Below are 12,163 nucleotides of genomic sequence, written 5' to 3'. Positions count from 1 at the left end.
AGCCTTATGAATTTTGAAAACAGCAGCAAATACCACCTGGTATGCCGTCAATGTGGCAGCGGACTTTCGCGAATGAAGAGACCTTTATGGATGCGATTGATACCGGGTTCCAAACGACATGAATGCGATTACTGCGCAGCGGTCTACTTGCAGGTTGTTGGGTCGGTGTTGAACATCCGGCGCGGAACAGGCAGAAAAAGAATCTTGAAATATTGACCAACAAGCCAGCCCTTCAAAAAGGGTGCGCTATACCCTGGCCGCCGCCCCTGCCGCCGCCCCTGCCGCCGCCCCTGCCGCAGCAATGTGCAGGGCTTGCTGCGGCATGCATGGGCCGCTGTGGGCGTTGGCGTGGCAGCAGGCGCCTGGGGGGGGCTGTCATGAGTGCGATCGACGATGGGCGATCAATGACGGGCGATCGACGGGCGATCGATATTGGGCGATTGATGTTGGGCATTCATGAGGCGCCAGTGGGCGCTTCATGGGCCCTTTCTGGGTGTTGTGCGATGCATGGCATGGCGTCAGTTTGCCTTGCGCAACTCGGCGCCAGGCCGCTTGCGGCTCATTTCGCTGGGTGCCTTTTTGTATCTTGAGGTGTCTGCGCCAACCATGCATGGCGCCCGCTTGCCAAGGCGGCTCGGCATGCTGCGGCGCGCCTGCACCCCGCGTGCGTGCAGCAGTTGCAGCGCATCGGCTGCTTACATCCGTTAACGAACAGTCGGTCGGTAGCGACCTCGCAATTGACCACGCTCAATGTCGTGCCACCGACTGTGCTTAATATGGGAACATGCTCGTCGGTTGGCATATGGCCCAGCCGGAGTCTTGTACCCAGGAGAGAGAACATGTCTTCCAGCACAACCGAATCTGCCGGCAACTCTACCCAGACCGAACTCGAGAACCTGGTCGCTGACCTGCGCAGCCTGATCGGCCGCAAAGAGCTCGATGCCGTGCCCGAAATCCGCGCCCTGCGTGACCGCATGGATGCTGGCATTGAAAGCGTGCGCGTCAGCGCCGTGCGCGCGGCCCAAGAGGCTGCCCGCCAAGCCCGCGAGGCGGCCCGCGTAGCCAACGACTACGCACACGACGAACCCTGGCGCGTGGCCGGTGCTGCTCTGGCTGTGGGCGCCCTGGTGGGCTTTCTGCTGGGCCGCCGCTGATGGCTGAGGCGCAGCCCGGCGCTCGCCCTGCGGGTCGCTTCAGGTGGTTGTCTCTGCTGGGGCTTGAGGCCCCGCTGCAACGCCTGCGCGACACCGTCACCGAGGCCGCCCTGGCGGCCGAAGACCGGGTTGAGCTGCTGAGCATTGAATGGGCCGAAGAAAAGCAGCGCCTGCGCCGCCTGCTGGTGCTGGCGGTGGCTGCGGCGGCACTCACGGTGGTGCTGTTCATTGTGCTGTCGGCCGCCGTGCTGGTGCAGTTTTGGGACACCCCCTGGCGCCTTGGCGCCGCGTGGGGCGTGGCCGCAGCCTGGGCACTGGCCTGGGCCTGGGTGCTGGTGGCGCTGGTGCGGGTGGCCCGCCAAGGCCAACAGTCTTTTGCCCTGACCCGGCGCGAGCTGGGCCGCGACTGGGCCGACCTCAAGGAGGGCCTGTGACCCACCACCGCCCCCACCCTCATCACCCTCACCAGCCTGGCCCCGGTGCACAGGCCGCCGCCTCTGCAGGCGAGGCCGCCAGCGCCATGCCCATCACCGATGTGTCTGACCAATCCCTCAGCCCTGCCGAACGCAAGGCCCAGCTGGTCGAACGCATCGAGCGCCAACGCCTGCTGCGGCAAACCCGCCGCATTCAGGCCGCCATCGCCGAGCTGCAAGCCAAACAGCAGGGCGCAGCGGTACACGACACGGGCTTTCCTCGCAGCAAAACACTGCGCCTGATCACCGGCCAGCCCCTGCTGGCTGCCGGGGCGGTTGGGGTGGTGTTGATGCTGGGCCCATCGCGGCTCATGCGCATGGCCAGCTGGGTACTGCCCATGCTGCTGCGCCGCCGCTGAACCCCTGGCCCAACCTGGGCCTGCCCGCAGGCCCGCTTTGGCGGCCCGGGCGCGTACCGGCGGCCTTGCGGCCGCTGGCTACATCTGCTGCTCGCGCTGCAGCTTGGCCTGCAGCTCTTTCCATAAACGCACCTGGCTTGAGCCACCCCTGCGCGCAGTGCCATTGGGCAGCCACAGGTCGTCATCGTTGAAGCTGTACACCGGCTCCAGGTCGGTGCGCTGCGATGCGGGGCGAATCACGGGGTTCAGGTTGTCCAGAATCAGCGGGTCGGCGTCGGGGGTGGGGTAATAGGCCAGCACCATGTGCGCCTCGTTCAGGCGCAGCGCACGCACGTAGGTGATGCGCAGGCGGTCAATCGGTATGCCCAGCTCTTTCAGCGTCAGGTACTTGGCAATCGCGTAGTCTTCGCAGTCGGCCGCCAGGCTGCCCAGCGATTCAACCGGCGTGGCCCAATAATCGTCCACACCCCAATGCCGCGCATCGGTCATGTACGGTATTTGGTTGAAAAAATCGTTGGAGCGCAGCAGCAACTGCGGCGCTTCAAGCCTATTGGCCGCCACCTGGGCCTGGGCATCGCGCACCATGCGTTGCCAGGTCAGCATGCGGCTTGGGGCCCCAGCGCCCCAGCGCTGCTCGGCCCAACCGAGCAGGTTGCGCGAAAAATCAACCAGATCGGCCTGGCTTTGGCTGGCCAGCAGCACAAGGCCCAGGCACAGCACCCCCAACGCACGCCGGGGCCTGAACAGGGCACGCAGTCGGCCCACCTGCACAAAGGCACCTCGCCCCTGGCTGGCCTGGGCCCGGCGGGGGGTAGGGGTGAAAAAGGGCAGGTGCATCGGGGTGAAATGGTAGCGCCTGCGCTCAGGGGCAGGGTGTTTTGTGTGCAGTGCCGCAAATACCGGCCCCTGCCGCGGCCCGATCGCGGGCAGCCAAGGCAAATTGTGTTGCACTGCGGATACAACTACCCCAGCCGCTTGGGTGCATGGTTTGGGCAGTTTTGGTCGCTGTGCGCACAAGACAACGCTATCAGCCCACCATCAGGCCCCACAGCCCGCAGGGCCACACCCGCAACGCAGAATCGATTTGAAACGGTTTGTAATCATATTTTTCAATTAATCGCCTCTCAATTGATCATATTGATTTTAAATACCCAGCTAAATCGTGAACATCGCTAGAAAGCGCGACCCTCACTCAAATGAGGGAGGGTCGGATGCCCCGTTTGGTGGTACAGATTGAGTAGCCGCAAGTTCGATTGCACAGCACCGGACAAGGCGTTACAAAGTTTCCGAACTCATTATTAGGGTTAGTACTGCAAAAAATAGGGCTCGTGTTAACATCTTCACACATTTGCCATTGACATCGCGCAAGGTGAGTGCGTGCAGGCGAGGCGCGGCATCCCCGCGACATCTATCAACACTTTTTGAAGAGTGCCACGGACATGAACAAACATCACACCCACCCTCTGGCCCTTGCGGTTGCAACCCTTTGCTTCTGCATGTCGGCTCAAGCCCAATCCAGCAACGATGCTGCCACCAAGGCCAGCGGTGCTGCAGACGGCGCCAACACCCCCACGGCCCCCTCGGCCCCGGCAGGTGATGCAGGCTTCATGGGTGGGTTGTTCAGTGCGCCGGGCACGACCGGCAGCATGAGCCAGTTGGCCGCCACGCCCTCGTATGAGTTGACGGGCATTGGCCGTCGTGACAGGGGCTCGGACACCTCTATCTTGACCGCCCCCGTCAATGGCCTGCCGGTTCGTTTTGACAACGGTATTTTTGTTTATGCCTCTGCTCTGGCGGGCTTTGGGCACAACAGTAACGTGAATGGCGTTAGCAGCGGCGGTGTTTCTTCCAATCTGTATTCGCTGCAGCCAGATATTGTGGGTGAATTGAAAACTCGTGGTGATCGCTATACCTTGCGTTATCAAGGTAACTACACCAAGTACACCGCCAGTTCTGCTGATAATTTTAATCACCATAATTTTGATTTGGCGGGTGACAATTATCTCAGCAGCCGTTCCAGCGTGGGTTGGGATGTGGGTTATATTGAAACGTCCGATGCTCGCGGTACTACCAATACTGCTACCACCAGCACCCCAAATCGTTGGAATGCCCCTACGGCCCGCGTTTTGTATGCATACGGTTCCAAAGAAGCGCAAGGTCGTATTGAGGTGGAGGGTAATTACATCTCCAAGCGCTACCAGAACAATCTGTCCGTTACCTCGGCCTTGAATCAAGACAAAACAGGTGTGGCGGGTCGCTTTTTTTATCGCGTGGCCCCTCGCACAAGCATGATGGTTGAGTTGAACCAAGTACATGCCGATTACGTCAACAATACCGGCTACACCAACAATGATCGCCGTATCTATTTGGGTGTGGTGTGGGATGCAACCGCTAAGACCTCGGGTGCCTTCAAGATTGGCTCTGCCCAAAAAACATTCTCTGATGGCGGCTTTGGTAAGGCAACTGGTACCGCTTGGGAGGGTGCTGTGAAATGGTCGCCGTTGACCTACTCCAACTTTGAATTCATCAGCAACCGCACGCTGGCCGATTCAACCGGTTTGGGTAACTACCTGATCAACACCGGCAACTTGGTCAACTGGAACCATAAATGGCGCAGCAACCTGACCAGCACGGCCAGCTTGGGTACGCTCAAAACGGAATACGACGGTGCAGGCCGCACTGACAACGTCGACAATGCCTCTATTGGTGTTTTTTACGAGGTGGGCCGCAATTGGCGTGCTGGTGCACAGTGGGCTTATACCAAGCGCAAGTCGAATCAAGCAAATTTTGAGTTCAACCGCAACTCCACCTTCTTCTCGCTGCAAGGCACTCTGTAATTGCTGAAGGGGCACGGCCTGTGACTTTGTCTAGATTTTTGTGCGCAATCAAAGCGGCTGCGACTGGTGTTTTGCTGCTTGGTTGCGCGGGTTTGGTCGTTGCAGCAGATGCACCTGCTAGCCAAGTGGGTGAATACGCCCTCAACCCGCAAGCTTCTGTCCGAGTATCGGCCTTGTCCAGTTACAAACTGGCCGCGGGCGATGTGATCAGTATTCGTGTGTTGGGAGAAGATGAATTTACCCGTGAAAAAATCAGGCTGACTGATGCGGGTACTGTTAGCTTTCCGGCTATAGGCGAAATTAAAGTGTTAGGTCGAACTGTGGGAGACCTGGAGGCGATTGTCGTTGCAGGGCTGAAGGGCCGTATTTTGGTCAATCCTAAAGTATCGGTGCAGATTGATGAATATCGCCCATTTTATGTGAATGGCATGGTGGATAAGCCGGGAGGCTATCCATTTCAGCCAGGACTGACCGTGCGGAAGGCGGTGTCTTTGGCTGGCGGATTTAAAGAGCGCGCTTCTCCCAGCAAGATTTTTGTAATTCGCGAAGATGATCCCAGTCAAAAGGCTCAAAAGGTTGATCTGAACACCTTTATTGGGCCTGGGGATATTTTGACAGTTGAGGAAAGTTTTTTCTAAAACTGTCGGTATGCGATGTTCTGGGCTTTGGCTAAAGCCCTGCCTGATATTTGTTAGTTATAAATGCAGCCGTATGAAAAATGGGGCTGCTTCATTAGAGTCTGTCACACATGTCATTGACCATCACTCCCAATGCTGAGCCATTGCACAAGCACAAGCAGATTTCGCTACACGACCCTGACGATGCGGCTAGTAAGCTCGATCTAGTGGAGTATTGGCGGAGCATAACAAAGCGTAAGTGGGCTATTTTGGGCTTTGGCCTCGTAGTGGCTTTGTTGGCTGGTGTAATTGTTTTTGTGCTTACCCCTGTGTACCGTGGTACCGCTACTGTTTTGATTGAGGCCAATAAAAGTAAAGTGCTCTCGATTGAGGATGTATATAGTGGTATCAGTCAAAATCGTGAGTATTTTCAGACCCAAGTTGAAATTATTAAATCGCGAGAGGTTGCCATCCGTACCATCGATGCGTTGAAGCTGTGGGATTATCCGGAGTTTGATCCGCGTTCGAAGGAGAAGAGTTTTTTGCAGGAATGGCAAGAAAAGCTGGGAATTAGTGAGGAGCTTGAAGCTAAAGAGTGGACGACCAATAGCTTGGCTGATGCTGTATTTGTAAAATTCAATAAGCAGCTGACTATTGAGCCTGTTCGTTTGAGTCAGTTGGCGAAAATTAGTTTCGAATCAAATAGTCCCGCATTGGCGGCTTTGGTGGCTAATACTGTGGCCAACACCTACATTGAGAACGACTTGGATGCTCGCTACAAAATGACCAAGCAGGCTAGCGGGTGGTTGCAAGAACGGTTGTCCTCACTCAAGACTAAACTCGATGAGTCGGAGCGTAGCCTGCAGAATTACCGTGAAAAAGCAGGAATTGTGGATGTTAAAAGTGCAGCGCAGAGCGGAGCGGGTAAACAAATCGAGGAGGTTACTCAGCGATTGGTGGAAACGCGCTTACGTCGGGCTGAGGCTGAAAATGCTTATAACCAGATTAAATCTGTAGGAAAAAATGGGGACTACAGCAGCTTGCCTGCGGTAGTTCGAAACAGCAACGTCTCCGAAGCATTGAAGGCGCAAGCTGAAGCTGAGCGTACTATGTCGGAAGTAGCTCAGCGATACGGCTTTGAACATCCTAAATATGTGGCTGCTGAGGCTACCCTTAAGAGTGCGCGTGAAAACGTCAAGCGCCAAGTGGAGTCGGTAGTTGGTAGCGTAACTCGCGAGTACGAGGTTGCTTTAGGTACAGAGCGCGCGCTTGAGGGCACTCTGAATAGTGCCCGGGGCAGTATTCAGAATCTGAACCGTAAAGAGTTTGAGCTTGGTGTGTTAGAGCGCGAAGTTGATTCAAACCGCCAGATTTATGACATGTTCATGAAGCGCGCTAAAGAGACAAATGTATCTGGCGATTTACAAAGCGCTGTTGCTCGTGTGGTGGATGCTGCGGTTGTTCCTCATAGAGCTGTCAAGCCGCAAAAGCCGCAGATTATCGCTATTGCTTTTGTGTTTGGGCTATTCGTTGGCATGCTGGTTTCACTGCTGCTCGATAGGCTGGATAACACCATTAAAACGACGGAAGATGTCGAGGCAAAGCTCAAGGCCCCATTGCTGACCACATTGCCGCTGCTGGACAAAGGCGATACCGACCGAGTGGCAAGCGCTCGTTTGTTTTTGGACAACCCCAAATCGATCTACTCCGAAGCGATTCGTACCGCTCGCACGGGTGTGCTGTTGTCGGCCATTGACGTACCTAACCGCATTTTGCTGGTGACATCCAGCTTGCCGGGCGAAGGTAAAACGACCTTCTCGATCAACTTGGCATTGGCCCACGCGCAAACCAAGCGTACCTTGCTGATTGATGCCGACATGCGCCGCCCCGCGATCACCAAGGGGCTGGATTTGGCTCCGGGGGCCAAGGGCTTGTCTGAACTGGTGGCGGGCACCGCGGTACTGGACGATTGCCTGCAGGCCGTGCCTGGCAGCAGCTTGAGTGTGCTGGGCTCGGGCCGCATCCCGCCCAACCCGCTGGAATTGTTGCTGTCGCAAAAGTTCAAGTCCACGCTCGACGAGTTGGCCGCCATTTTCGACATCATCGTGATCGATTCGCCACCGGTGGAGCTGGTGAGTGATGCGCTGGTGATCAGCGGCCATGCCACCGGCGTGATCTACGCAGTTAAGGCGGCAGACACGCCTTACCCGCTGGCACGCAAGGGCTTGCAACGCATTCGGCGTGCCGAGGGCGAGATCATGGGCGTGGTGCTGAACCGCTTCGACTTCAAGCAGGCCGAAAAGTACTACGGCGAATACTCGGGCTATGGCAAATACGGCTACGGCAAGTATGGCTACAAGGCCGGCTATGGCGAAGCCTATGGCAGCGAGCCCGAAGGCAAGACCGGCAAAAAAGCGGCTTGAGCTGCTCGCTGTGAATTAACAGACCCTATTTAGCCCATGACTGCATCCACCGGCATCATCGATCTGCACTGCCATTTTTTGCATGGCATAGACGACGGTGCCCGCAACCTTGCCGAGTCGCTCGAATTGGCCCGGGCCGCGGTGGCCGACGGCATCACGGCCAGCGCCATGACGCCGCACATCCACCCCGGGCGCTACCCCAACCAAAAGTCGGTCATTGCCCTGCATGTTCAGGCCTTTCAACAGGTGTTGAATGAGCAGGGCATTCCGCTGGCGGTGTACCCGGGGGCCGAATTGCGAGCGTCTGATGAATCGCTGCAGCAGTTGTTGGCCCACGAGGTACCCTTTTTGGGCGAGCACAAGGGCATGAAGGTGTTGCTGCTTGAGTTTCCGCACCAGGGCCTGCCGGCCTGGGGCCTGGGCTTTGTGTACAACCTGCTAGAGCAGGGCATTCGCCCCCTGATTGCCCACCCCGAGCGCAACAAGCATGTGATGGCCGATGTGGACCGCATTCAGCCCTACATTGCCGCGGGCTGCTGGCTGCAGGTCACTGGCGGGTCGCTGCTGGGCGATTTTGGCAAAAACTCTGAAAAAGCCGCTTGGGCGCTGATGGAGCAAGATGCCGTGGCCGTGGTGGCCAGCGATGCCCACAACATGGAAAACCGCCCGCCACAACTGTCTGCAGCCCGGCAAGCGGTAGAAGACGAATACGGCGCTCGCCGGGCCGACCGCCTATTTCGGGCCACGCCGGCCAGCATTTTGGGCTTGGGCTGAGCGATGACCAAGCCCCACCCCCGCCAATACCTGCAGTGGGCGCTGTTGCTGGCGGGCCTGGTGCTGCTGGTGGCTGCCGGTAGCACCTTGTGGCCCGCGGCGCTGGCCGACCTGGGCACGGCCCGGGCCCGCGCAGGTATAGAGCAGTGGCGCACACACCCGCGGCCCGTGCCCCTTAAAGAATGGGGCTCCTGGCGTGAGGACCTGGCCAAGGGCTTGGCCCAGACACCCACTGATTCTCAATTGCACGACCAGATGGGTTACTTGTATGGCACCTATGCCTTGCAGGCCAAAGCGGCGCCCGACTTGGCGCGTGAGTTTTACCAGCAGGCCTACACCAGCTTCAGCCAAGCTGCCACCTTGCGGCCCATGTTGCCTGATCTGGCACTGAATGCCGCGTTGGCCGCCGATTTGAGTGGCAAGCCAGCCTTGAAAGGGCCTGGCACAGCATGGGGTTGTCGTGCCTTGCGCTACACAGCCCGGGAGGTAACGCCAAGCCCGTATTTGCAAGCCTTGCCCGGCGGGGCTTGCCCATGACAACCTGGCAATAAGGGAGGGCTTAGGCCCGATATAAAAATGACACCACAAGCATTGACCGGACCCAAGCTCGCAAAACCCTTGCACACACGCCCAAGGCGAATGTGCAAGCCATGCCTTGGCGAAGCCGCCCTGGTATGAGGCCTGCATGAAGATATTGCTATACGGCCTGAATTATTCGCCCGAGGTGATTGGCATTGGCAAATACACCGGCGAGCTGGCCCGCCACCTGGCGGCCCAGGGGCACGATGTGCGGGTGGTGACGGCCCCACCGTATTACCCCAGCTGGCAGGTGGGCGAAGGCTTTTCGGCCAGCCGCTACAGCCGCGCACAGCAAGACGGGGTGGGCGTTTGGCGCTGCCCGTTGTGGGTGCCCAAGCGGATAACGGGGGCCACCCGCATACTGCACCACCTGAGTTTTGCGGCCAGCAGCCTGCCCGTGATGTTGCGCCAGCTTTTTTGGCGGCCCGATGTGGTGTGGGTGGTGGCCCCATCGCTGATGTGCACCCCCACGGCCTGGCTGGTGGCCCGCTTGGCCCGTGCCAAGGCCTGGTTGCATGTGCAAGATTTTGAGTTGGATGCTGCGTTTTCACTGGGCATTCTCAAAAACCCCAGGCTCAAAACCCTGGCCTTGCGGCTGGAGCGCCAGGTGCTGCGCGGCTTTGACGTGGTGTCTACCATTTCGCAAAACATGCGGCGCATGCTGCATGACAAAGGTGTGCCCAGCCGCGCCACCGAAATGCTGCCCAACTGGGTGGACATTTCGCACATTGGCTTGCCGCGCGAGCATGGCAGCGTGGCCCAGCTGCGAAGCACCTTGGGCATTGCGCCCGAAGCCGTTGTTTGTCTTTACTCGGGCAACATGGGCGCCAAGCAAGGCCTGGAGATTTTGGCCGAGGTGGCGCAGCAATGTAGCCAGGCCCTCGATCCGGTGGCGCAACGGCTGGTGTTTGTGTTTTGCGGCAACGGCGCCGGGCGCGATGCCTTGAGCCAGGCCTGCCAGGGGCTGAGCCAGGTGCGTTTTTTGGATCTGCAACCGCTGCAGGTGCTGCCCAGCTTGCTGGCCTTGGCCGACATCCACTTGCTGCCGCAACGGGCCGATGCAGCAGACCTGGTGATGCCCTCTAAATTGACGGGCATGTTGGCCAGTGGCCGCCCCGTGGTGGCCACCGCCCACGCAGGCACCGAACTGGCGTGCGTGGTGGGGGGCGATACCGGGGCAGGCACGGGCGCCAAGCCACTGGGCCTGGTGGTGCCACCCGAACTGGCCCCCGCCATGGCGCAGGCCGTGCTGCAACTGGCTGCAGACCCGGGTTTGCGCCAAGCCATGGGCGCTGCGGCCCGTACCTATGCCGAAACTCATCTGGACCAGGCGGCCGTGCTGACGCGTTTTGCGGGCCACTTGCATGCCCTGGTTCAGGGCCAACCCTTGCAACCCAGTCTGGTGACAGACGATCGCGCTTTGCGCGATGAAAGGGTTTGACATGGCAGTGCCATTGGTGTGTGTTTACAGCGGTCGGTCGTCATGGCCCGGCCTTTTTTTACCTTTATCCTCCTGCCCGGAGGTTTTCAAATGAACGTTACTGTGATCGGTGCAGGCTATGTGGGCCTGGTAAGCGGTGTGTGTTTTGCAGACCTTGGCCACCATGTGATGTGCGTGGATGTGGATGCCACCAAGGTGGCGCTGCTGAACAGCGGCGGTGTGCCCATTTACGAGCCGGGGCTGGACGCCTTGATTGCCCGCAACCGGGCAGCAGGCCGCCTGAAGTTTTCGACCAGCATGGCCGAGGGCGTGGCCCATGCGCCGCTGCAGTTCATTGCCGTGGGCACCCCCCCTGATGAAGACGGGGCCGCAGATTTGCAGTATGTGCTGGCCGCAGGCCGCAGCATTGCCCAACACATGAGTGAGTTCACGGTGATTGTGAACAAATCGACTGTGCCCGTGGGCACAGCCGGCAAGGTGACTGCCGCTGTGGACGAGGTGCTGAAACAGCGCGGTGTGGCAGTTGATTTTGCTGTGGTGTCGAACCCCGAGTTTTTGAAAGAGGGCGCGGCCATTGACGACTTCATGCGGCCCGACCGCATTGTGGTGGGCGCGGCCGAGGGCCCCCTGGGTGACCAGGCCTTTGAGGTGATGCGCAAGCTGTATGCGCCCATCAACCGCAACCACGACCGGTTGATGCGCATGAGCATCCACAGTGCCGAGCTGACCAAATACGCTGCCAACGCCATGCTGGCCACGCGCATCAGCTTCATGAACGAGCTGGCCAACCTGGCCGATGAGGTAGGGGCCGACATTGAGCAGGTGCGCCTGGGCATTGGCAGTGACAGCCGCATTGGCTACAGCTTTTTGTACGCTGGCACGGGCTATGGTGGGTCGTGCTTTCCAAAAGACGTGCAGGCCCTGCGCCGCACTGCCGCCGAGTGGGGCCACCCCATGCGCGTGCTAGAGGCGGTAGAAGAAGCCAACCAGCACCAGTTTGACGTGCTGGTGCGCAAGCTGCGGGCCCGCCTGGGCGACGATTTGCGCGGCAAAACCTTTGCCATCTGGGGCCTGGCCTTCAAGCCCAACACCGACGACATGCGCCAGGCCCCCAGCCGCCACATCATCAAAGAGCTGCTGAGCCGCGGTGCCAGCGTGCGCGCTTACGACCCGGTGGCCAAGGCCGAGGCCCAGCGCAGCATTGCGCTTGATTTTGCGGGGGTGCCCGAGTTGCTGCCTCGCATTGTTTATGTAGACACAGCCGCCGATGCCCTGCAACAGGCCGATGCCCTGCTGCTGGTGACCGAGTGGAAAGAATTCAGAGGCTTTGATTTGCAGCAAGTGCGCCAAAGCCTGCGCCAGCCCTTGGTGTTTGACGGCCGCAACCAATACGACCCCGAGGCCGTGGCCGCAGCCGGCCTGGAGTACCACGGCATTGGCCGGGGCAAGCCGGTGGGTGTGGATTCTGCTAGCAGTGCTCAATAGATATAAACAGCGGAGGAATAT

11 protein-coding genes are annotated in these 12,163 nt (G+C 59.0%); 10 read left to right on the top strand and 1 reads right to left on the bottom strand.

Features of this window, described 5'->3' with window-relative positions; translation table 11 throughout:
- The first annotated feature begins 839 nt into the window (after positions 1-839).
- The 3 genes from F624_RS0124440 to F624_RS0124430 are packed head-to-tail and all read left to right on the top strand — an operon-like array spanning position 840 to position 1,986.
- Positions 840-1,154 (top strand): glycine zipper domain-containing protein, encoded by a 315-nt coding sequence (locus tag F624_RS0124440; RefSeq protein ID WP_019577008.1) that lies wholly within the window; start codon positions 840-842, stop codon positions 1,152-1,154.
- Positions 1,154-1,588, top strand: a complete 435-nt coding sequence (locus tag F624_RS0124435; RefSeq protein WP_051107510.1) for a phage holin family protein — start codon at positions 1,154-1,156, stop codon at positions 1,586-1,588. The genes F624_RS0124440 and F624_RS0124435 overlap by 1 nt, the downstream gene beginning before the upstream one ends.
- On the top strand, positions 1,585-1,986 hold the full coding sequence (locus F624_RS0124430) for a hypothetical protein (protein WP_019577006.1): 402 nt from the start codon (positions 1,585-1,587) through the stop codon (positions 1,984-1,986). The genes F624_RS0124435 and F624_RS0124430 overlap by 4 nt, the downstream gene beginning before the upstream one ends.
- A gap of 78 nt (positions 1,987-2,064) precedes the next feature.
- On the opposite strand, the gene F624_RS0124425 is transcribed toward F624_RS0124430, so the two are convergent.
- The gene (locus F624_RS0124425; RefSeq protein WP_019577005.1) at positions 2,065-2,823 is read right to left on the bottom strand and encodes a transglutaminase-like cysteine peptidase; all 759 of its coding nucleotides are present in this window, start codon (positions 2,821-2,823) and stop codon (positions 2,065-2,067) included.
- 602 nt (positions 2,824-3,425) lie between these two features.
- Here F624_RS0124425 and F624_RS34365 point away from each other — a divergent pair.
- The 7 genes from F624_RS34365 (at position 3,426) to F624_RS0124390 (ending at position 12,142) form a co-directional block, all read left to right on the top strand.
- Positions 3,426-4,823, top strand: coding sequence for an outer membrane beta-barrel protein (locus tag F624_RS34365; RefSeq protein WP_084679644.1), 1,398 nt, complete (start codon positions 3,426-3,428; stop codon positions 4,821-4,823).
- 20 nt (positions 4,824-4,843) lie between these two features.
- Positions 4,844-5,461, top strand: coding sequence for a polysaccharide biosynthesis/export family protein (locus F624_RS34360; protein WP_211224175.1), 618 nt, complete (start codon positions 4,844-4,846; stop codon positions 5,459-5,461).
- 110 nt (positions 5,462-5,571) lie between these two features.
- Positions 5,572-7,863 (top strand): GumC family protein, encoded by a 2,292-nt coding sequence (locus tag F624_RS34355; protein ID WP_084679642.1) that lies wholly within the window; start codon positions 5,572-5,574, stop codon positions 7,861-7,863.
- Positions 7,864-7,899: 36 nt separating this feature from the next.
- Positions 7,900-8,637, top strand: a complete 738-nt coding sequence (locus F624_RS0124405; RefSeq protein WP_019577001.1) for a tyrosine-protein phosphatase — start codon at positions 7,900-7,902, stop codon at positions 8,635-8,637.
- A 3-nt stretch (positions 8,638-8,640) separates the two neighbouring features.
- Positions 8,641-9,174, top strand: coding sequence for a hypothetical protein (locus tag F624_RS0124400; protein WP_019577000.1), 534 nt, complete (start codon positions 8,641-8,643; stop codon positions 9,172-9,174).
- A gap of 148 nt (positions 9,175-9,322) precedes the next feature.
- Positions 9,323-10,657, top strand: a complete 1,335-nt coding sequence (locus tag F624_RS0124395) for a glycosyltransferase WbuB (protein ID WP_019576999.1) — start codon at positions 9,323-9,325, stop codon at positions 10,655-10,657.
- Between the two features lie 90 nt (positions 10,658-10,747).
- A complete protein-coding gene (locus F624_RS0124390; protein ID WP_031256146.1) occupies positions 10,748-12,142 on the top strand; it encodes a UDP-glucose dehydrogenase family protein in 1,395 nt (464 codons plus the stop codon).
- The last annotated feature ends 21 nt before the right edge of the window (positions 12,143-12,163 follow it).

Origin of the sequence: Curvibacter lanceolatus ATCC 14669 (genome assembly GCF_000381265.1) — a bacterium.
Classification (GTDB): domain Bacteria; phylum Pseudomonadota; class Gammaproteobacteria; order Burkholderiales; family Burkholderiaceae_C; genus Curvibacter; species Curvibacter lanceolatus.
This window is presented reverse-complemented; position numbering and strand designations above follow the sequence as displayed.

Excerpts from the sequence above, each read along its gene's own strand:
- F624_RS0124440 (WP_019577008.1), top strand. The coding sequence starts at position 840 with ATGTCTTCCAGCACAACCGAATCTGCCGGCAACTCTACCCAGACCGAA.
- F624_RS0124435 (WP_051107510.1), top strand. The coding sequence starts at position 1,154 with ATGGCTGAGGCGCAGCCCGGCGCTCGCCCTGCGGGTCGCTTCAGGTGG.
- F624_RS0124425 (WP_019577005.1), bottom strand. The coding sequence starts at position 2,823 with ATGCACCTGCCCTTTTTCACCCCTACCCCCCGCCGGGCCCAGGCCAGC.
- F624_RS34365 (WP_084679644.1), top strand. The coding sequence starts at position 3,426 with ATGAACAAACATCACACCCACCCTCTGGCCCTTGCGGTTGCAACCCTT.
- F624_RS34355 (WP_084679642.1), top strand. The coding sequence starts at position 5,572 with ATGTCATTGACCATCACTCCCAATGCTGAGCCATTGCACAAGCACAAG.
- F624_RS0124405 (WP_019577001.1), top strand. The coding sequence starts at position 7,900 with ATGACTGCATCCACCGGCATCATCGATCTGCACTGCCATTTTTTGCAT.
- F624_RS0124400 (WP_019577000.1), top strand. The coding sequence starts at position 8,641 with ATGACCAAGCCCCACCCCCGCCAATACCTGCAGTGGGCGCTGTTGCTG.
- F624_RS0124395 (WP_019576999.1), top strand. The coding sequence starts at position 9,323 with ATGAAGATATTGCTATACGGCCTGAATTATTCGCCCGAGGTGATTGGC.
- F624_RS0124390 (WP_031256146.1), top strand. The coding sequence starts at position 10,748 with ATGAACGTTACTGTGATCGGTGCAGGCTATGTGGGCCTGGTAAGCGGT.